Source organism: Psychromonas sp. L1A2, from assembly GCF_009828855.1.
Classification (GTDB): Bacteria; Pseudomonadota; Gammaproteobacteria; order Enterobacterales; family Psychromonadaceae; genus Psychromonas.
On sequence record NZ_WUAG01000001.1, the window covers coordinates 897,209 to 917,875 of the forward strand.

Annotated in this window: 19 protein-coding genes; 6 read left to right on the forward strand and 13 right to left on the reverse strand. The window is 37.0% G+C overall.

Annotated elements, in window-relative coordinates:
- Positions 1-2: 2 nt before the first annotated feature.
- From GQR59_RS03955 to GQR59_RS03985, 7 genes are all read right to left on the reverse strand, one after another.
- Entirely contained in the window at positions 3-347 is a 345-nt protein-coding gene (locus GQR59_RS03955; RefSeq protein ID WP_160060792.1) for a hypothetical protein, read from the reverse strand.
- Between the two features lie 11 nt (positions 348-358).
- Complete coding sequence (locus tag GQR59_RS03960) at positions 359-676, reverse strand: DUF3301 domain-containing protein (protein ID WP_236546642.1); 318 nt, start codon at positions 674-676, stop codon at positions 359-361.
- 14 nt (positions 677-690) lie between these two features.
- A complete protein-coding gene (locus tag GQR59_RS03965; RefSeq protein WP_160060793.1) occupies positions 691-1,737 on the reverse strand; it encodes a DUF3549 family protein in 1,047 nt (348 codons plus the stop codon).
- Positions 1,738-2,194: 457 nt separating this feature from the next.
- A complete protein-coding gene (gene katG / locus GQR59_RS03970; RefSeq protein ID WP_160060794.1) occupies positions 2,195-4,348 on the reverse strand; it encodes a catalase/peroxidase HPI in 2,154 nt (717 codons plus the stop codon).
- A gap of 587 nt (positions 4,349-4,935) precedes the next feature.
- The gene (locus GQR59_RS03975) at positions 4,936-5,820 is read right to left on the reverse strand and encodes an NAD(P)-dependent oxidoreductase (RefSeq protein WP_160060795.1); all 885 of its coding nucleotides are present in this window, start codon (positions 5,818-5,820) and stop codon (positions 4,936-4,938) included.
- A gap of 721 nt (positions 5,821-6,541) precedes the next feature.
- Positions 6,542-7,195: a PEP-CTERM sorting domain-containing protein gene (locus tag GQR59_RS03980; RefSeq protein WP_160060796.1), complete on the reverse strand. Its 654-nt coding sequence runs from the start codon at positions 7,193-7,195 to the stop codon at positions 6,542-6,544.
- Between the two features lie 282 nt (positions 7,196-7,477).
- Positions 7,478-8,719, reverse strand: coding sequence for a glycoside hydrolase family 88 protein (locus GQR59_RS03985; RefSeq protein WP_160060797.1), 1,242 nt, complete (start codon positions 8,717-8,719; stop codon positions 7,478-7,480).
- Between the two features lie 533 nt (positions 8,720-9,252).
- On the opposite strand from GQR59_RS03985, the gene truC reads away from it, so the two are divergent.
- The 4 genes from truC to GQR59_RS04005 all read left to right on the forward strand — a co-directional run bounded on the left by truC (position 9,253) and on the right by GQR59_RS04005 (position 11,833).
- On the forward strand, positions 9,253-10,026 hold the full coding sequence (truC, locus tag GQR59_RS03990) for a tRNA pseudouridine(65) synthase TruC (RefSeq protein WP_160062384.1): 774 nt from the start codon (positions 9,253-9,255) through the stop codon (positions 10,024-10,026).
- Position 10,027: 1 nt separating this feature from the next.
- Positions 10,028-10,963: a hypothetical protein gene (locus GQR59_RS03995; protein ID WP_160060798.1), complete on the forward strand. Its 936-nt coding sequence runs from the start codon at positions 10,028-10,030 to the stop codon at positions 10,961-10,963.
- A gap of 100 nt (positions 10,964-11,063) precedes the next feature.
- The gene (locus GQR59_RS04000; protein WP_160060799.1) at positions 11,064-11,468 is read left to right on the forward strand and encodes a hypothetical protein; all 405 of its coding nucleotides are present in this window, start codon (positions 11,064-11,066) and stop codon (positions 11,466-11,468) included.
- Positions 11,469-11,503: 35 nt separating this feature from the next.
- Positions 11,504-11,833 carry an NGG1p interacting factor NIF3 gene (locus GQR59_RS04005; RefSeq protein WP_236546643.1) on the forward strand — a complete coding sequence of 110 codons (330 nt, stop codon included), beginning with the start codon at positions 11,504-11,506 and terminating at the stop codon, positions 11,831-11,833.
- A 200-nt stretch (positions 11,834-12,033) separates the two neighbouring features.
- Here GQR59_RS04005 and GQR59_RS04010 read toward each other — a convergent pair whose 3' ends face one another.
- The gene (locus GQR59_RS04010) at positions 12,034-13,239 is read right to left on the reverse strand and encodes an MFS transporter (protein ID WP_201288013.1); all 1,206 of its coding nucleotides are present in this window, start codon (positions 13,237-13,239) and stop codon (positions 12,034-12,036) included.
- 101 nt (positions 13,240-13,340) lie between these two features.
- Here GQR59_RS04010 and GQR59_RS04015 point away from each other — a divergent pair, with 101 nt between their 5' ends.
- On the forward strand, positions 13,341-14,210 hold the full coding sequence (locus tag GQR59_RS04015) for a LysR family transcriptional regulator (protein ID WP_160060800.1): 870 nt from the start codon (positions 13,341-13,343) through the stop codon (positions 14,208-14,210).
- 74 nt (positions 14,211-14,284) lie between these two features.
- On the opposite strand, the gene GQR59_RS04020 is transcribed toward GQR59_RS04015, so the two are convergent.
- Positions 14,285-14,788: a YcxB family protein gene (locus GQR59_RS04020; RefSeq protein ID WP_160060801.1), complete on the reverse strand. Its 504-nt coding sequence runs from the start codon at positions 14,786-14,788 to the stop codon at positions 14,285-14,287.
- A gap of 269 nt (positions 14,789-15,057) precedes the next feature.
- Between GQR59_RS04020 and GQR59_RS04025 the strand changes: the two genes are divergently transcribed.
- Positions 15,058-16,236: a cystathionine beta-lyase gene (locus GQR59_RS04025; protein WP_025563199.1), complete on the forward strand. Its 1,179-nt coding sequence runs from the start codon at positions 15,058-15,060 to the stop codon at positions 16,234-16,236.
- Positions 16,237-16,679: 443 nt separating this feature from the next.
- Here GQR59_RS04025 and GQR59_RS04030 read toward each other — a convergent pair whose 3' ends face one another.
- The 4 genes from GQR59_RS04030 to GQR59_RS04045 form a co-directional block, all read right to left on the reverse strand.
- Positions 16,680-16,940, reverse strand: a complete 261-nt coding sequence (locus GQR59_RS04030; protein ID WP_160060802.1) for a hypothetical protein — start codon at positions 16,938-16,940, stop codon at positions 16,680-16,682.
- 1,030 nt (positions 16,941-17,970) lie between these two features.
- The gene (locus GQR59_RS04035) at positions 17,971-18,477 is read right to left on the reverse strand and encodes a GDYXXLXY domain-containing protein (RefSeq protein WP_160060803.1); all 507 of its coding nucleotides are present in this window, start codon (positions 18,475-18,477) and stop codon (positions 17,971-17,973) included.
- A complete protein-coding gene (locus GQR59_RS04040) occupies positions 18,467-19,600 on the reverse strand; it encodes a DUF4401 domain-containing protein (protein ID WP_160060804.1) in 1,134 nt (377 codons plus the stop codon). Before GQR59_RS04040 ends, GQR59_RS04035 begins: the two co-directional genes overlap by 11 nt.
- Positions 19,597-20,568 carry a DUF2157 domain-containing protein gene (locus GQR59_RS04045; RefSeq protein ID WP_160060805.1) on the reverse strand — a complete coding sequence of 324 codons (972 nt, stop codon included), beginning with the start codon at positions 20,566-20,568 and terminating at the stop codon, positions 19,597-19,599. Before GQR59_RS04045 ends, GQR59_RS04040 begins: the two co-directional genes overlap by 4 nt.
- Between the last annotated feature and the right edge of the window lie 99 nt (positions 20,569-20,667).

Here is a 20,667-nt window from a genome sequence, read left to right on the forward strand (position 1 = left end):
GTTTATTCTTCCAATGCTTCAGGTGATTTGGTCGTGATATTATTGTTCAATGTTTCAAGTTGTGCTTTCAATAGACTAATTTCTTCTTTTAATGGGGTAATAGCTTGGGCAATTTTGCTGTTAATTATTTCATCAATACTGCCGACTATTTGCTGAGCTGTTGCGCCTGTTAAAGCCGGTTCAGTCGGTGTGTTAATCTGTTTGTTAGGATTGTCTTGCCATAGTTTTAAGCCTTGAATAATAGCTGGTAAAGGCGTGTTTTTAGGTAAACGAGCTTTGATTAAAGCAGTGTTAGGTGTTTTGCCTTCTTTAGCAAGTTGCTGTGCAACTAATATAATACGATCCATGAACTAACCTTTTAAAAAAATGGGTTTTCATCGTCAACAAGACGATAAGCTGGCAATTGAAAGCGTGGTTTAACTAAACCGTTTAAGGTGAGTGTACCTTGATAATTATTATCGCCATCACTACTAAATTCAAATACAAAACTGGCTTGTAAAAAATCACTGCCTAATTTGTAGTTAAAACGTGAGCGAGCAAAAGACAGTAGTTGTAATTCAAGCTTATTACAATGCTGTTCGATCATTTTCTTAGCTAGTTCAGATTGTTGACGCAATTTCCAAATGGTGGTGCCTACCAATACCATTACGAGAATGAACAATAAATCCCATATCATTATATAACCTATCCTTAAGTGTTTTCTTTCAATCCTGAAAATAATAAACCAATCGCCTGTGATAACGCAGGTGAACGAGCGGTTAAACGTAATTGTTTTAATACTTTATCTCTTAATGCAGGGATAGCGACTAAGTCTGCAAAAAGTTGTGGGAACAATGCTTGTTGATGTATTGCTAAGGCTTCAAAATAACGATTTAATAGTGTTTCATCTTCTAACTGAGCCCAACAACGCCCTGCAATAGTAATGTACCAGTCAGCTTCATGTACAAGCGTTGATGAAAATTGTTCATTTAATAATTGTTTAGTCATACCCTGTGCATTCGCACTGGCAATGGCTCTTAATAATAAAATAGCCGTTGTGCCTTGACCTAACTGTAGGCGTTTTGTTGCTTGTTGGGTTATTTTTTCAGCTAGTTCAGTATTGATGTCACTTTGATTCTCAAGGCATAGAGATAACGTTTGCAATGGTTGCTCTGGCAAATGATCCAACGCATTAATTATTTTTTGTTGGTTATTATCATAATTTAGGCGAGCACCTAAATCTGCAAAGCCTTGGAAACCTAATGTTTGCCATTGTTGCCAGTCTTGTTCGCCTGAAAAGTAGCTTTGTACTAAAGGGTAAAAAGAAGAAGCAGGGCGTATAAAGGCACTATTGATGTTGGCATTAAAAATAGCTAATTTTTCAGCACTCGGTTTGAATACAAATGGATTACTCGCTAAACGTTCTTGTAGTTTATCACTTATTTTAGCGGTTAGATCTTCACCCATAGCTTCAACGACCATTCGAATAAAGCTAGTTTGAGCGGTTATTTTCATTAAACCTTGTTCGTCTAATGGCATTTTCAAAAACCAAACATAGTGTTCTTTCTGAGCTGCAACTTGCCAAAAAGTTAACGCAATAAAAGCATGTTGTTGAATAGGGTAAGGATAAGCCTGTTCATTATTGGCCACTTTTTGGAATTCGCTGTTACTGACTTTCTGCACAATACGTCCTAAATCATATACACGGTATTGGCATTGGGCTTGTTCTAAAAAATTGGTTAGGGTATTCATGCTCATGAAAAAATATCTTTGTTATTAATGGTGGGGCGATTATATACGGGTATGCCTCATACCTCTATGTCGTTATGTCTAACTCTCGGGGATTTCTAATAAAAAATCAGTTAACTAAAACCCTATAGTCATTTGATGAGTAAGGTGCATTTTACTTAAAAAATCGCCTTACTTGTTCTAGAGGAGAAAGTAATCACCTATTCTAAATTTCCTGAATTGTTGTGTGGTTTAATGAATAATTCCATATTTTATAAAAGTAGAATGCATAACCCATCGTATTAGCTCACCTAATACGTTAATTAACCGCACATAATCTATTGTCATAAGCAAAATTTAAACAAAAAAAATCCCTAATGAATGAACATCAGGGATTTGTAGTTTTTCAATCTTTAGGCTAGTAATTAGAGGTTAAACTGATCGCTACCATTTAATATTAATTAATAGCGATGGTTATATTCTCGAATTAAGCTAAATCAAAACGATCTGCATTCATTACTTTAGCCCATGCTGCAACGAAGTCTTTAACAAATTTTTCTTTGTTATCGTCTTGAGCATAAACTTCAACGTATGAACGAAGAATTGAGTTAGAACCAAATACAAGGTCTGCACGAGTCGCTGTCCATTTAACTGCTTTTGTTGCAGTATCTTGAATCTCATAAGAGTTGCGGCCCGTTGGGATCCATGAGTTACTCATATCAGTTAAGTTAACAAAGAAGTCATTTGTTAATGCACCTTCGTTATCTGTAAATACACCATGTTTAGTGCCACCGAAGTTAGTACCTATAACACGTAGTCCACCAATTAATACTGTCATTTCAGGTGCTGTTAAGCCCATCAATTGAGTACGGTCAAGCAACATTTCTTCTGGTGTTACTGTGTAATGCTGTTTCTGCCAGTTACGGAAACCATCATGAACAGGTTCAAGTACAGCAAAAGACTCATCATCAGTCATTTCAGCTGTTGCGTCACCACGACCTGCTGAGAATGGTACAGTTACTTCAAAACCTGCTTCTTTTGCTGATTTCTCAATACCAACATTACCGGCTAAAACAATCACATCTGCAACACTTGCACCCGTTTCACTTGCGATAGCTTCAAGTACTGTTAATACTTTAGCTAGACGAGTAGGTTCATTACCTTCCCAATCTTTTTGTGGTGCTAGGCGGATACGAGCGCCATTTGCGCCACCGCGTTTGTCTGAACCACGGTAAGTTCTTGCACTATCCCATGCTGTTGTTACTAATTCACTGACTGTTAAATCACTTGCAGCAATTTTTGCTTTAACGGCTTCAACATCGTAACTAGTATTACCAGCTGGTACAGGGTCTTGCCAAATTAGTTCTTCTTTTGGTACGTCTGGACCAATGTAACGTGCTTTAGGACCTAAATCACGATGCGTTAGTTTAAACCATGCTCGAGCAAATACTTCTGAAAAGTAGTCTTGATCTTGAGCAAATTTCTCTGAAATTTTACGGTACTCAGGATCGACTTTCATTGCCATATCGGCATCAGTCATCATTGGGTTATAACGTGTTGTTAAATCTTCAACGTCAACTGGTTTTTTATCTTCAGGAAGATCAATTGGCTCCCATTGTGTTGCACCAGCTGGGCTTTTTTTCAATTCCCAATCGTAGTTAAGTAATAGATCAAAGAAACCATTATCCCATTTTGTAGGGTTAGATGTCCAAGCACCTTCAATACCACTTGTAACCGTGTCACGGCCGATACCACGTTTAGTTTTATTCAACCAACCAAAGCCTTGGTCTTCTAATTCTGCGCCTTCAGGATCCGCTTCTACTTGTGAAGCATCGCCATTACCGTGTGCTTTACCTACAGTATGACCACCGGCTGTTAATGCTACCGTTTCTTCATCATTCATTGCCATACGTTCAAACGTTACACGTATATCATTAGCTGTTTTTTGTGGATCCGATTTACCGTCAACACCTTCTGGGTTTACATAGATAAGACCCATCATTACCGCTGCTAGTGGGTTTTCTAAATCACGCTCACCAGAGTAACGAGAACCTTCACTACCGCTTGGTGCTAACCATTCTCTTTCTGAACCCCAGTAGATGTCTTTTTCTGGGTGCCAAATATCTTCACGTCCAAAAGCAAAACCAAATGTATTTAAACCCATTGATTCATAAGCCATCGTACCAGCATAAGCGATTAAATCAGCCCAGCTTAATTTGTTACCGTATTTCTTTTTGATTGGCCAAAGTAAACGACGTGCTTTATCAAGGTTTGCATTGTCAGGCCAAGAGTTTAGCGGTGCAAAACGTTGACTACCAGATGCTGCGCCACCACGACCATCAGAGATACGGTAAGTACCAGCAGAGTGCCAAGTCATACGGATCATCAGACCACCGTAGTGACCCCAATCAGCAGGCCACCAAGGTTGGCTATCTGTCATTAATGAAATCATATCTTTTTTAAGCGCTTCAACATCTAGTGTTTTCACTGCTTCACGATAATCAAAGTCTGCTTCTAATGGATTTGTTTTTGTATCATATTGGTGAAGAATATCTAGGTTAAGTGCTTTTGGCCACCAAACCTTATTTGCTTCAGTTGTTGTTGCACCACCGTGCATAACTGGACACTTACTATTTGACATATTTAGATCCTCTATTGATTAATGTTGGGGGTAAATTGTTTGGTTTAAATATACTACCTATAGGTTAACTATTGATCATAAAACCTTAAATGTGAAGTGGTTTAATTCAATTAAATTGATAGCTTAAGGCTATTTATTATTGTTCTTTGATTGTTTTTACCGTCAGTAAGTTTTTTTTATTGCCTAAGTATAGAAGCAAAATGAATATTGTGCTTTTTTTACTTAAAGTATTATAAAAGTAGTGATGGCAGTGGGTTGAGGAGCATTCAATGGTTATAAGTATTGGTTAATAAAAGATTATTTACCATAAGAGGGTATAGAAAGGTATCGTGAAAATATTTTTATGATTAAAAAACAAACAATAGATATGAAAGTATTCAGTTCACGTATTATTTAAATATATTATTTATGTGATTTTAAAACAAAATGTCAAACACAAGTCAGAAGGATCAGGAGGTGGTTATAGTTGAATTAACTAATGATTGATATGAAGATAAAATTAAACCATTAATTAAGTCACTCATTAATGGTTTAATTTACTCACTATATTATCGGTTCATAGAAAGACAATGTAGTGAGTATTCAAATTACTTCTCTAATTTGCTGTTGAAGTAATCGAAAATGACTGGCACGTCATTTTGACCAAGACCAGCATCTACAGCTGCTTGTAAATTAGCAGAAGTACCTTGAGCGATTAGAGACTCGCCACCTAGGTCAGAAACCATTTGGTTGAAGTAACCAAGGTCTTTGTTTGCGTTAGCAACAGAGAAACCTAATTTTTCTTCGCCATCTACAGCATAGAATTTAGTGAACTGCATGAATGGTGAATTAGATGGGCCTGCAGACATAATATCAAACAGTTGTTGTCCATCAACACCAGCAGCTTTTGCAACAGCAAATGCTTGTGACATAGCTGTTACTGTAGTCATACCAATGAAGTTATTGATTAACTTAGTTGTGTGACCTGCACCAAGTGCACCAAGGTGGAATACGTTTTCGCCTTGCTCATCAAGAACAGGTTTAACTTTGTTGAAAGTATCGATATCGCCAGCAGCCATGATGTTCAATAAACCATCTTTAGCGTGTGCAGGAGTACGGCCTAAAGGTGCATCGATCATACCACAGCCTTTTTCAGCAAGTGCTGCGCCGATTTTACGAGTAGAATCTGGAATAGAAGTACCGAAGTCAATTAATGTTTTGCCTTCAGACATACCAGCTAAGATACCGTCTTCAGCATAAACTACTAATTCAACTACTTTTGAAGTAGTCAGTGCAAGCATTACTATGTCACTTTTTTCAGCTAGTTCTTTGCCTGAAGCAACTTCAGTTGCATTGCCACGAGCAATTACTTTAGCAACAGCATCTTTGTTAAGATCCATTACGTTTACTTGAAAACCACGAGTCTGTAAGTTTTCAACCATGTTGCCGCCCATAAGGCCAAGCCCGATGAAACCAATTACTGGTTTTGTCATGTCTAACTCCTAAATGTCTTATTATATGTTTACCTGAGAGTGCAGGATAACCGCCTGTCTATATTTAATCAATCCTTGATAGCTTGAAATCCTTTTTAGGTCACGAATAATGACTATTGGATCATAAAATATATTAAAAATTTGTTATTCAAAGGAATATTAAAATAACAAAGTGAATACTATTATGGTTACTCACTATAAAATTTATCACACTATTAAAGATATCGAATAAGCATTAAGCAGTTGATTTTCATGTTGTTATATATGTTACACAAGCATAAAAAATTAAACTATATGTATGTCTAAAAATTAGATAAATTTAATAATGAACTATTTACTGTATTTTTATCGATTATGATTGTTTAAGTCGAAGGTATAGATATAGGTGAAGAGAGGTTTATTTAAGTAATCGTTTTTGAAAGGTCATAAATATAAAGATTTATACTGAGTGATGTATTTATAATTGAATAGTGTCATTTAAAGTATTAAAAAATAAGCTTATTAGTATTACTAATAATGTCGCTATGTTTTTGTTCATAACAGGATTTTCTTTATACTAAGCTTTTTATTTTGTTGATATAAACGCTCTAACCTAACGCTTCTTAGTGCCATTACTTTACTGTTTTAACCATTTTTACTTATCTGTGATGAACCAGAAAATTAAAATGAGAGCAAAAAAAAGCCTCGCTAAGCGAGGCCTTATTATTTCTAGCTAATTAATTTACACATTTTTCTTTTTACGAGAAAAACCTAAACCAATTAAACCTAAACCAAATATAGCGATTAATGCTGGCTCTGGTACGGTACCAATTACTTGTACAACGTGTGTACTATCGCCAGTAAATCTATCACCAGCTCTATCTGTATGGTAATAAGTTTGTTTCTCATTTGTTTCTAATGCAGTAAATTGAGACTCATCACTAAAGTCATGATGTTCAGCTAAAAAATAAGTTCCGCTCTCTAGTTGAATTTCTAAATCAGAGATTAAGAATGAAACTACGTCAAAGCTATCATTAAATCTATCTGTAAATGAATAGGCATCGCTGGTTGAAGCCTTAGTTGTGCCACTATACAAAGCAGCCCCATACGGGTCATCACCAGAAATTATTTCCCAGCTAGTTGATAGGTAATTTGAAAGACCTACTCCATTAGGGTTGGTGTCATTAAAATCGGTAGCAAAAAATTCAAATCCGGTTATATCCCAATCTTGATCTGCTGTAAATTCAGAAATAACCCACCATTCAGTTGACCCGATACATCCTTCAGCAACACATTTGTAGCTGTTTTTTGTAGCTTGCCCTGAATCATATAATGCAGAAGCATTAACTGAAGCGCTCATTAATAAAAAAACAAACATACTGAGGATTTTTTTCATAACTTATATTCCAATTCTTTAGCTTAATTAAATTAATACTCTATATTAGATATAAAGCAATTAAAGTGCCATAGTTGTATCATGTTGATCTTAAATTTCTTTTTTACTATAAATTTTGTAAATTAACATTAACTGTAAAGTAATCTGACACTTTTTAGGTTTTAAGCAATATAATTAAAAAAGTGATTTTATAGCCGTTAAGATAGTTAAAATAAGATGTACTTAATTAGGGTACGTCATTCTTCCTCTTACATTAGACCTTACATGAAGCTTTCTCATTCATTAATTAATGTGTTCTTGATGCTGTCTTTGCTTATAGCGATTCAGCGCTTCTAAAAAGTAATAATCAGTAAAGCTCGCAGGAACATCAATAGCACTTGGTTTTGTATAATAATGAACTGATTTATCAATGATTGGGGCTTTGCTGGTGTCTTCAATGAAATAAGGTTTACTCATTAAAGCGCTTAATATGACATGGTATTGTTGGGTGAACTTTTCACGTTGCTCAGTCTCTTTAATATAACCAGACATTTCAATTAATGCCGAAGCAAAGATAGCTGATGCAGAGGTGTCAGGTTGTAAAATGTTACTATCAAGATCCCACATCGAAATGCCATCTGCAGCAAGTCGTGACATAAAGTAGTTAGATAAGGTTTTAGCGTAGTTTAAATACGTTGGATCTTGAGTGTAGCGGTACATAACGACCATGCCATAAACCATCCACGCGTGGCCGCGAGACCAAGTGGTTTCATCGCCATCTCCTTGTAACGTTCCTTTGTTAATTATTGCACCTGAATCTTTGTTGTATCTTACTATGTGGTAACTACTGCCATTTTCACGAACGAAATCTTTATAGGTTTTTAGTGCGTGGGTTTTCGCATATTCAGCCCACTTTTTATCGCCACCATTTTCTGCTGCCCATAACAGTAACTCTAAATTCATCATAATGTCGCTAACAACTGGCGTCGAGTTTTCAAAATGTTTATCGTCCCAATCAGAGCTTATTAAGCCTATTTTAGGTTGGTAACGTTTAGCTAATGTTGCTGCTGCGGCTAAGATGGTTTGTTTGTAACTTTCTTTATCGATGTCATCACTAAATACTAATGCATTGCCGAAAGTACACATAAACTTAAAGCCTAGATCATGGCTGCCATCATCATTAACTTGATCTGCAAGAGTCTCTGTCCATTGTTTTGCCCAAGTTTGATAGCGTTGATCACCACTTAATTTATAAGCCTGCCATAAACTGCCAGGATAAAACCCAGCGGTCCATTTATGGGACGTATTTAAATTCCAAGCCAATTCTTTGTTCGCATAAGTCGGAAATAAAGTGGGGTCTTTTATAAGTGCGACGCTGCTTTCTAGATGTGCCAATGAGAGGGCTATTGCTTTATCAACTTTCTGGTCAAAGGCTTGCTCTTGAGCGTTATCGTTTGCATAGGCCATATTGAATACAGCAGCGCTCGATAAAATAATGAATGGCAGCAATGAAGTCTTTATTTTTTTGATTAGAAGTTGATGCATAGTTTTCTCAAAGTAATGGTTTTCTCAAAGTAATAGTTTTCTCAAAGTAATGGATTTCTTAAAGTAATGGATTTCTCAAAGTAATGGATTTCTTAAAGTAATGGATTTCTCAAAGTAATGGTTTTCTTAAAGTCATAAGTTAAGTGTGGAGAATATATGGATGTGCTGGTTTTAATAAGCAAGCTTATTGAATACTGTGTTGCTTATCAAATTAATATTTCTTACATATCATTATTTAATAGTGGCTATTAATGTAGTAGTGGATAGCCACTATTTTATTTTTGTCTTAATGCTCGCTTGAAACAATAGCAACATGCAGTTTGTGGTGGTTATTGTTATTATCTTTCAATTTTATCACCTTTTTAATAATCAGGTTTTAACTGCCTTATTTAGGCATGAGCATAAAGTCACTCTAAATGACCTTATCATTCTCTATACCAATGTATTTGCAAGTGAGTAACATGAAACAACAAACAGAATTAGAACCTGGTTTACATGACCATCAAGAAGACGATCTTGATAATATCGACACCATGCTGGCGACGGTTGAAGAGCAACAAGATATTGTGGTTGAGAGTAGCAGCCCTGAACTAGAAATTTTATATCAGGATGATTATCTTGTGGCGATTAATAAGCCATCGGGCTTGTTGGTTCATCGTAGTTGGTTAGATACTCATGCAACCGAGTTTGCTGTTCAAAAACTACGTGACCAAATAGGTCAACATGTGTATCCAGTGCATCGTTTGGACAGACCAACATCAGGGGTATTATTGTTTGTGTTAGATAAAGATAGCGCACGCCATTTAATGCAACAGTTTATCGATCAAACAACCGAGAAAAGTTATGTTGCGGTAGTGCGAGGGCACTTAGATCAAGGACTGTTAGATTATCCTCTGAAATATCAATACGACAAAATTGCAGATAAAAAAGCAGATATGACTAAACCGCCACAAGAAGCAGTGACAGAGTATAGTTGTTTAGCACAAACAGAAGTGCCGATTGCCGTTGGACCTTATCAAAGCGCTCGTTATTCATTAATGAAACTAGTGCCTAAAACTGGACGTAAACATCAATTGCGTCGTCATATGAAACATTTACGACACCCTATTGTAGGCGATACTTCACACGGTGACGGTAAACATAACACGATGTTCAGAGACAATTTTGATATTCATCGTTTACTATTACATGCCGCTTATTTAAGTGTTATCCATCCTAAAACAGAACAGAGAGTTGATATTCATGCGCCACTGACAAGTGAGTTTGCACGAGTATTATCTGAGATTAATCTATCAGTAGAGAAATAATATGTTCAAAACCTTGAGTAAAGTATTGGTCGCATTCGTTGTTATCGTCATTGTGTCGTATTTTTTACAAAATAGAGCAAACACACCAGAGGCTTGCACAAACATTGAAGGGTATTGGAATGCTGATCAAAATAGCTGTGAAGATAAAACTGAAAAAATGATTTTCCAGTCGTTATCTAAACCTCATCCTGTTTCGATTGTGTATCCTGATAATCAACGTCTAGTGAGTTTAGACAAAGCAGAGCAAGTCGAACAAGAGATCTATCTTCGAGGGTATTATCAAGACTTAGTTACTTCACCTGAACATAAAGTAACTGAACAGGAGGCAACTAATGGTCAGGATAAAGCTATTTATGAAAGAGGTTCTGTCTTTTTAAATATGTCTAAGTTAAGTTTGTTAGCTGACAATAGAACGGGTATTACTTATTTCGCTGCGCCTTTTGTTATTAATACGGCGGGTCGTGGTATTTTCGATTATATCGGACTTTTTTCTTATGATTTTGCTAGCCAACAAGCAACACATTTAAGCTCTGAGTTATTAGGCAATCGTATTCGTGAACAAACGATAGTGATTAAAGAGAAAAGTATTGTTAAAGATAATGTGTTTGTTCAAGAGGGCATGATTGAAGTTCACTTTAAAAGCCATGGACCTAAACAAGCGGCGGAAGATTATCCAACACAGTCGAATAAAATGACATTACAGCTGGTGGCACTAGATCCAAAAGATGATCAACATGCAGCATTTAGACGTATTACTATTGATAAAAAGACCACTCATAAAAAAACAGCTAATAATAAGAATGCTACTGATAACAACTCGGCTAATAGCACTATGCATAAAAGTTGGGATACGGATTCAGATGGTATCAATGATTGTGAAAAGCAGAACAGCTGCGACCATACTGTTGATTACTCTCAAGAAAAGACAAACGATTAGTATAAGCAATGTATGTTAAGTAAGTTTTTATAAACAAGTGTTTAGTTATCTTTTTACTTAATCAGTTTATATACAGTTCGATTGCCATAAAAAGGGCTCAATGATGCTATCCATAATGGCTGACTTATATTCACCACTCCTTGCGCTATGCGGTGTTTATTACTTGCGTTTTGCAATGACAAAAAGCTTTGCTATCGCTTTTGTAGCAGGTTATTTATATGCTTATGGTTTTGCTTTTATAGAGCTGTATTTTGGCTGGTGGCAGTCAATGGGGGCTAATTTTAGTTCGCATACGGTGGCGGTTGCTGTCATCGTATTTGCATTGTTGAGTGTTAATTTTAAAGTCGGTTGTTACGCTTTTGTAAGCATGATGGCTTATGGGTTGGTGATGACTCTGCTCGAGTATCATTCATGGTTCGATATTTTGACCACTATACTTGTCTGCTTACCTTGTTGGTTGCTGTTTTCTGTTGTAAACCGTAGAGCCTCTCGCTCATCGCTTTGATCAGCGAATATCGACATCTAAAAGGAAAGGCCAATATGTTGTATCAAATTTACTTTTATGTACCGGAAGAATCCCTCGAAACTGTTAAAACAGCCATGTTTAACGCAGGTGCAGGACAAGTCGGAGAATATCAACAATGTGCTTGGCAAGTTTTAGGGCAAGGTCAGTTTAAACCTTCAGAAAATGCCACACCTTATATTGGTCAACAGCAGCAATTAACCGCATTAAATGAATATAGAGTTGAAATGGTCTGTAAAGAAAGCCTATTAAAAGCCGCGCTAACAGCATTGATAAAAGCTCATCCCTATCAAGAAGTTGCCTATGGTGCATTGCCTATTATTACTTTGGATCAACTAGATAGCTAAACAACATTAGACTGTTAAAAACAGTGTATTCTTAATGCTCTCATTTGTGATTACTATCTTTTTCGCCGTCCCAGCTATCATCATTACAGCGACTATAACTATAAGCATCATCACTTCAACTCTCATCACATCAATTACCATCACTATCGCTATTATAACGACAACGATAAGCCGTTGAACCTTAAGTGGTGGTATTTAAATTATTGCACTTGTAACGTCGCCGTCGTTTGCTTTCGGGCATAACTTGCCAAGCGCCAACATAAGCAAAAAACTACGGCATATAATATACTCGCTCCAATCATTACCTGCGTCCAACCACCATGTTGCCAACAATACATCAGATAAAAACCACCTAAACTGCCAGACACATAATAATGAACGAGATAAAGAGCCGTCGCGGTAGATTTAGAATGTTCAGCTTGCTGGCTCACCCAACCATAAGCAAGGGAGTGAGTGAAAAAAGCACCAAAACTCAATAAATTTAATCCTATTAATATGACCACTAAGGAGTCATAACTTGCCACTAGCATACCCAATAATCCTAGAGTCGCCCCTACGAACATACCGGTAATAGGCCTAAACCGTTGACACCAAATACCGACTAATCGAGAGCTTAACGTACCAGACAAGTAACATAAGAAAATCATCGACGCGATACTCACTGGCATTGAGTAAGGTTCACTGACTAATCGAAATCCAGCTACCGTATATAAATTCATGAACAGCGCAAAGTTAAGTCCGCCAATTAACATCGCGAAGAAAATCTTTTTATTTTTTAAATGCTGAATAATAACGTGGTGATATTGAGAAGTAGGAATACTTTTTACCGTTTTATTACTTTGTTTAGGTAATACTAACGCAACTAATATTGCGCCGACTAAACTGAGTAACGCCATACAAGCGACTGCTGTTTGCCAACTAAAGTGATCGGTTATCATACCGCCAAATATTCGCCCTGAAATACCACCGAGTGAATTCGCACTGATATAAGCACCAATTCCGTAGCTAAAGGCTTTGGCTGTAAATTCTTCCGCCATATAAGCGACCGCTACTGCAGTAAATCCGGCTAATGCCATGCCCATTAATGCACGACTTATAATTAAAAGTACCAGGTCGTTTGTTAACAACGAGGTTAAACCAATAACTGGCAATAAAAATAAACTAATTAATAGTATTTTACGGCGACCTATTAACTCTGAAGCAAATGCCCATGGCAGTAACATGATTGCAAGGGTGAGTGTGCCAGCAGCGAGTAACCAATTAATTTGTGTTGCAGATACGGCAAAGTCTTTTGCTAACACGGGCAACATAGGTTGAAATAAATACAGATTACAAAAAACTAAAAATGAGCCAAAAGCGAGTGCGGCACTGACTTTATAATAAGCTTTACTGCGAAATTCAATCATCGATGTGATCACCAACAGGAAACGAGATCGAAACAGTAGCAAGTTCATTACAATAGTGAAAATATATAATAATTATCACTTCAATAGTTTTTGGTTATAGCATGGATACTCGACTTCTTACCTATTTTGCCGCGGTGGCAAAGTATCAAAACATCACGCATGCCGCCAATGCGTTACACATAGCACAACCCGCTTTAAGTGTGGCTATTAAAAAATTAGAGGCGCAATTAGAGCTTGAGCTTTTTCGTCGTAATGAACGAAAAATAACCCTTACCCATGAAGGTGAAATTCTATTGGGGCATGCCAAACAAATCATCCAACAATTAGATGATGCCACTTTAGCCATGAAAGAACTAAGAGGCCTGGAAAAAGGTGAAGTGCGGCTAGGTGTACCGAGTATTATGGGTACTTATTACTTTCCTGATGTCTTGATGGCCTTTAAAAGTCGTTATCCAAAATTGAAATTAATTATGATTGAAGCAGGTGCGCAGTCGATACAAAAAATGCTACTCGACGGGGAAATTGACCTCGGGATCATTCAAGCGCGAAATTTACCTGAAGCATTAGATTCTGAACATCTCATTCGCTCACAAATGGTTGCCGTGGTGAATACTGAGCATGAGTTTGCTGATAAAAAATCACTGAGCTATGCCGAGTTCTTTTCTCAGGAATTAGTGATGTTTAAACAGGGATATTTTCATCGTGAAAAATTAGATGATATTTGTCGACAAGAAAAATTAACCGCCGACTTTTCCTTTGAAACTAACTTACTGGCGGTGATTCTTAAGATTGTAAAACGTGATTTTGCAATAACGGCGTTACTTGAACTCGCGACAGAAAAAGAACCGGATATTATCTCTATTCCCTTTGAAGAGCCTATCTTTCTGGATATCTCAATTGCTTGGAGAAAGAAAGGTTATTTATCTAAAGCAGATAGAGCTTTTTTAGAGTTTGTGAAACAAAACCATTAAGTGGATATTGTTTCACTTGTTCTTTATTTTTTATAAAACGGCGACTGTTTATTAGCTTGATAAAGAATAGTTTATTACTTCGCTAGAGAAGGAATAGGCTGTTTTTTACTGCTTAATTGCTGCTGAATATACTCTTGTATCGAATCATCTAAACAAGCTTTACTTAAATACTGCTGTCCACCTTGATGTAAGTTCAACATAAAACCAGCATCTGTTTCATAGAAGCTATCGATAGACTGCCAAGCCAATTGGTTATTGATGTAAACGCTTTTATTTTCAATACCTTGATCATCAAAAATAAGCGTGATTTTATTACCCGCATTTTTACTCATCATTTGTCGAGTTAACCACCATGGACGTTTGTATTTAAAACTGAAATATTCCAACGCGGCGATAGCAAAAAAGAACCAAGCTAATAAACCTTGTACATCCGTTGCAAATAAAAAAAACAAACCGGCGATGATTAAACCTGCAATGAAAATATAGCGTGGTTTTTGTGGCCCTTTTAATAACATTGATTGATCAAAACACTCTGCATAGTGTTCACGATCTAGCATGAAGTGAGTTTCAAATTGCATGTTCAGCCTATTAGACAAAAAAAGAAATGATTATACCTATTATCAAATGTTAAGTAATGAAATGTTATGCAATGAATCTATTCAACAGGATTACTAGGTATGAGATTGCCGTAACGATTAATGGGTGCTCGGTTTACTTACAATCAGCGGATGTTTTGAAGTTAAACATAACGGACTAAGATATGACGAGATAGTCGCTGTTCATCTTTATTTGAAGTGTTAATATATGTTTCTTATATATTTTCTAACATGATGAATGGATAGGTCAAATGAAAAAAGAAACGCAAATAGTAAGTTTAGGACGTGATAAAAAATGGACAAACGGAGTCATTAATCCACCTGTAGTGCGCGCTTCAACCATGACCTTTGAAACGATGGAAGATATGCGTTTTGCATCTAAAAACAAAGCTAACGGTGAATTGTTTTACGGTCGCCGTGGTGGTCCAACACATTTTGCATTTCAAGCTGCGATTGCTGAACTAGAAGGTGGCGTTGGTACTGCGTTATATCCATCAGGCTCCGCAGCTATCAGTAATTCATTAATGTCTTTCTTAAAATCAGGTGACCATTTGTTAATGGTAGACAGTGCTTACGAACCAACACGCGCTTTATGTGACAGTTTATTAGCAGGATTTGGCATCGAAACTACGTATTACGATCCAATGATCGGTGCGGGCATTAAAGACCTTATTCAAGACAATACTAAAGTCTTATTTTTAGAATCACCTGGTTCAGTGACCATGGAAATTCAAGATGTACCAACATTAAGCAAAATTGCTCACGAACATGGTTTAGTGGTGATGTTGGATAACACATGGGCTTCACCAATCAACTCTCGTCCATTTGATATGGGCGTTGATATTTCTATTCAAGCGGCAACCAAATACATAGTAGGGCATTCAGATGTCATGATGGGTACCGCTACGTCGAATGAAGCTCATTGGGAACAATTGCGTGAAAACAGTTACTTAATGGGACAATGTACGTCACCAGATGATGTTTATTTAGCTAGCCGTGGTTTACGTACATTAGGCGTGAGAATGGCGCAGCATGAAAAAAATGCGCTGCAAGTCGCTAATTGGCTAGCAACACGTCCTGAAGTCGATCACCTTCGTCACCCTGCTTTTGAAACTTGTCCTGGGCATGAGTTTTTTAAACGCGATTTTACTGCTTCTAACGGTTTATTCTCTTTTGTATTAAAAGAAGGGAACAGCAAGTCATTAACGGCCTTAGTAGAAAACATGCATCACTTTAAAATGGGCTTTTCATGGGGTGGATTTGAAAGCTTGATTTTGAGTGTATCGGGGATTGATAAAATTAGAACTGTAACTAAATGGGATAGCAGCAAACCGCTTATTCGTTTACATATCGGTTTAGAAAGCCCTGAAGATTTGATCGCAGATTTAGAAGCGGGCTTTGAGCGTTACAATGCCGTTTTAAATAAGTAGTTTTGTAAATAGCATTCTAATTGAGTATTAATATTGAAGGAGCCTTTTGGCTCCTTTTTTGTGTTTTTTATTAAGCTATTTATTTTTAAAGTCAAAAGCGATTTAACCACGAAGGCACGAAGGGTAAAGAAGGTTAAGTCAAAAACGGTTTAACCACGAAGGCACGAAGAGTAAAGAAGGTTAGGTCAAAAACGGTTTAACCACGAAGGCACGAAGGGTAAAGAAGGTTAGGTCAAAAACGGTTTAACCACGAAGTCACGAAGGGTAAAGAAGGCTAAATCAAAAACATTAATATTAATCAATCTTGTCAGTTTTCTTCGTGCCCTTCGTGTAGCGCAGTGGCTTCGTGGTTGGTTACAGTCTCTTAAAATCAAAAGCGAATTAACCACGAAGGCATGAAGGGTAAAGAAGGTTAGTTCAATAAACATTAATATTAATCAATCTTATGGCGTTTCTTCGTTTGCATTTTGCAGCATAGCGGCTTCGTGGTTGATTACTTCTTTTAAATTCAAAAACGGTTTAACCACGAAGGCACGAAGGGTAAAGAAGGTTAGTTCAAAAACATTAATATTAATTAATCTTGTCAGTTTTCTTCGTGTCCTTCGTGTAGCACAGCGGCTTCGTGGTTGGTTACCGTCTTTTAAAGTCAAAAACGATTTAACCACGAAGTCACGAAGGGTAAAGAAGGTTAGTTCAACAAACATTAATATTACTCAATCTTGTCGATTTTCTTCGTGACCTTCGTGTAGCGCAGCGGCTTTGTGGTTGATTAGGGGCTCTTAAAGTCAAAAGCAATTTAACCACGAAGTCACGAAGGGTAAAGAAGGTTAAGTCAAAAGCATTAATATTAGTCAATCTTGTCGGTTTTCTTCGTGACCTTCGTGTAGCGCAGCGGCTTCGTGGTTAGTTACAGTCTCTTAAATTCAAAAACGGTTTAACCACGAAGGGTAAAGAAGGTTAGTTCAACAAACATTAATATTAATCAATCTTGTCGGTTTTCTTCGTGTCCTTCGTGTAGCGCAGCGGCTTCGTGGTTGATTACTTCTTTTAAATTCAAAAACGATTTAACCACGAAGTCACGAAGGGTAAAGAAGGTTAGTTCAACACATTAATATTAATCAATCTTGTCGGTTTTCTTCGTGTCCTTCGTGTAGCGCAGCGGCTTCGTGGTTGATTACTTCTTTTAAATTCAAAAACGGTTTAACCACTAAGGCACGAAGGGTAAAGAAGGTTAGTTCAACAAACATTAATATTAATCAATCTTGTGGGGTTTCTTCGTGTCCTTCGTGTAGCGCAGCGGCTTCGTGGTTGATTAGGGGCTCTTAAAGTCAAAAGCAATTTAACCACGAAGGCACGAAGAGTAAAGAAGATTAGGTTAAAAACATTAATCAATCTTGTGGGGGGTCTTCGTGCCCTTCGTGTAGCGCAGCGGCTTCGTGGTTGATTAGGGGCTCTTAAAGTCAAAAGCAATTTAACCACGAAGTCACGAAGGGTAAAGAAGGTTAGTTCAACACATTAATATTAATCAATCTTGTATCTTGTCGGTTTTCTTCGTGCTCTTCGTGTAGCGCAGCGGCTTCGTGGTTGGTTACAGTCTCTTAAAATCAAAAGCGAATTAACCACGAAGGCACGAAGAGTAAAGAAGGTTAGGTCAATACATTAATATTAATCAATTTTGTGGATTTTCTTCGCTTTCATCTTGCAGCGCAGCGGCTTCGTGGTGACTTACCGTTTTTACTCTACTTTGATTTCAGTTAACTGCTCGGTAAACATTGCATTCAATAGTAGCTCTCCTTTTTCACTGACTTTGAACTCACCATATCGGGCTTGTTCATAAAGTTCAGCTGTACCTTCTTCAAAGAAAAAAGCGTTAGTGGCGAATTTTATATTATCGTCGCGTACACGATAATTAAGTAGAAGTTCATTTTCTTGTAACGGTTTCCCTTGGTAAACTCTTTGAAAAGTACCTACTTTATTATCATCTAATTTCACTACGATTTGCCCATCATGTGTGCTTTTTAAGGCTTTGTTAGAGCTTGATTGGAGTGCATTATAAAGTTGGTCCGCTGCATCAAAGCGTAGCGCCATATAATCGCCTTGCATTAACGAGCGAGGATCTACAGGTGCTAGTTTCAAATATACGGTATCGCCTTGTTTTAAGTGCTGCTCTTTACCGATAATTGAAAAGTTCATCACCGCTAAAATAACCAACAACATGCCTATTACGATCTTAGATTGCATCGTTATCTCCTTGCTGTGGATTAAGCTGTTTATGAGAAAGTTCTGACGAATCCGAATGAATCTGCATCGGATTCAGCCATTTTAATAAAGCATAACGAATCGCCAATATGAATAACCCCATCATTAATAAAATGACTGATTTTTCTAACAAGGTAAGCGTTAATAAATAGTAATAACTGGAGATATAAAAGAGTAATGAGGTTATTCCTAATCCTTGTAAGACTTTATTACTGTTTGAAAATCCAACTATCAATAGAGCAAAACCAATAGTAATACCAGAGGCTTGCATGGATAAAAGGCATAAGCAGATAGTCGCGCCAATAATGGCTAATTTAGTGTTAAACGGAAAATAATGCTGGCTACGTTGCATTAAAGTGACGATTAAATAAAGCATAGTGAAGAGTAATAATAGTTCATCTAAATAGTAATACCATGACTGCTCTAATGTGGTTTCATTTAACCAATAAGCAAGGTCATAACCAATGATATAAGAGGCTTTGAGCGGAATAAGTAACAATATAATGCCATAGCTAATTGCTTCAAAAGTAGATTGCCATTTTACTGAACGCCATTCATTGAGTACTAAAAATAATGCCAATAATAATAAACTTGCTGAAGTAAATGCAGAAAGCTGCAAATAATGAAAACAAATGGTTAATGCAATACTTGCAAAAAAAGCAGAGCAAACGCGATGTATATAATGCGGCATGATCAGGCTTAAGCTACTTTGTATAATTAAAATAGCAAACCAAGGAAATGCTGAAAAGACCGTATTATCAATCATAAAAATAGCCCAAGCGATCAATGCTTGTCCGGCTAAGCTAAAGGCAAGCATAAGGTGCTCTAGGAATTCAGATGGCTTATTTTTTAACATTTGATAAGCCATTAATATCATTCCAGAGCCGACGACTAAACAAACGGCACTGTTTTCCACCAAGTCTTGTAAAGTGAGCAAAAAGAAGCCCAAGATAAATAGTGAGGCAAACCAGCCCGAACAAGCCAGTAAGAGCTTTATAAACCAAGGTGAATCTAATGTCTCTGCAGGCTGAAACTCGCCATTGACTAAGGCTTTCTCTTGAAGTTGTTGCCATAGTATTTGCTGTTGAGTTTGTTGTATCTTCATGACAACATCTCCTTATTGACTTTTTTCAACCAAATGGTCGCTAAGCTCGTCAGACCAATGATTAACACTGACGTCAGTAGAAAGAATCCTTCAATATAATCCTCATTCAAATTGTCGATACAAGCCGTGATAATAACAACAATACTTGATAAACAGCCGCCTGCGAGCATAAATAAGTCGTGTCGAAGATGACGATAAACCACATATAACGCGGCAATAAAGACTCCCCAAAATAAGAAAGGCAATAAGCTAGTATTGTGTGAATCTATTATCGTATCAACCACAATAAAGGTGATCATAAAGCCTGCTAATGAAGCGATGCTTCGAGCTAACCAACGAGGCGATAAATAGGTGAAGCGTCGGCTGCTCAGTTCCAATGTAGTTAATGCAATACTGTTCAGAAAAAACAGTGCAATCCAGAGATTACCATCAGCTGATAAAAATAACGTTAAAGGAAGGCCAAAACTATCAATGTAGAGGCTTAAAGCAATATTTAATAAACCTAACCAACTCAACCATAATGGCGCAAAGCGAGCGATAACAACCCAAGGTGTGATCAGAACAGCCCAAAAAAAGAACAGAGTCCAAGGATCTGCGCCGGTTTGATACGTTTGTCCGAAAAAAGCCATTAACACACCGACCATTAAACAGCTCACTAATAAACTTATTTGTGCTTTTAGACTGTCTTTTTTGGCAAGCCAATAGGTAAATATAGTGGCAACAAGCAATGATTCTATTAAAGCAAACTTTCCAAAACGCCCCCAATCATCCCAATTATAGGCAATAAAAAAGAGCACAGAAAAAGCCAAGCTTAGCGCCCCTAAACACAGTAATAATCGGTCGATAAACTTAAACCAACTGTTTATAGTAGGTGAAACTTGCGTACAGTTAAGTGCATCATTGATCTGCGCTGGTTGGACGTAACCGCGCTTTATAAAATCACTAACAATGTGGCGTGATGATGGCATTGCCTCTTCCCTGATGATGTTTTTGTCTAGTTTACATCAAAGATAACTTAAATACGGATGTTAAGTACAATTTTAAGATTCGATAGTGGCTGTTATAGT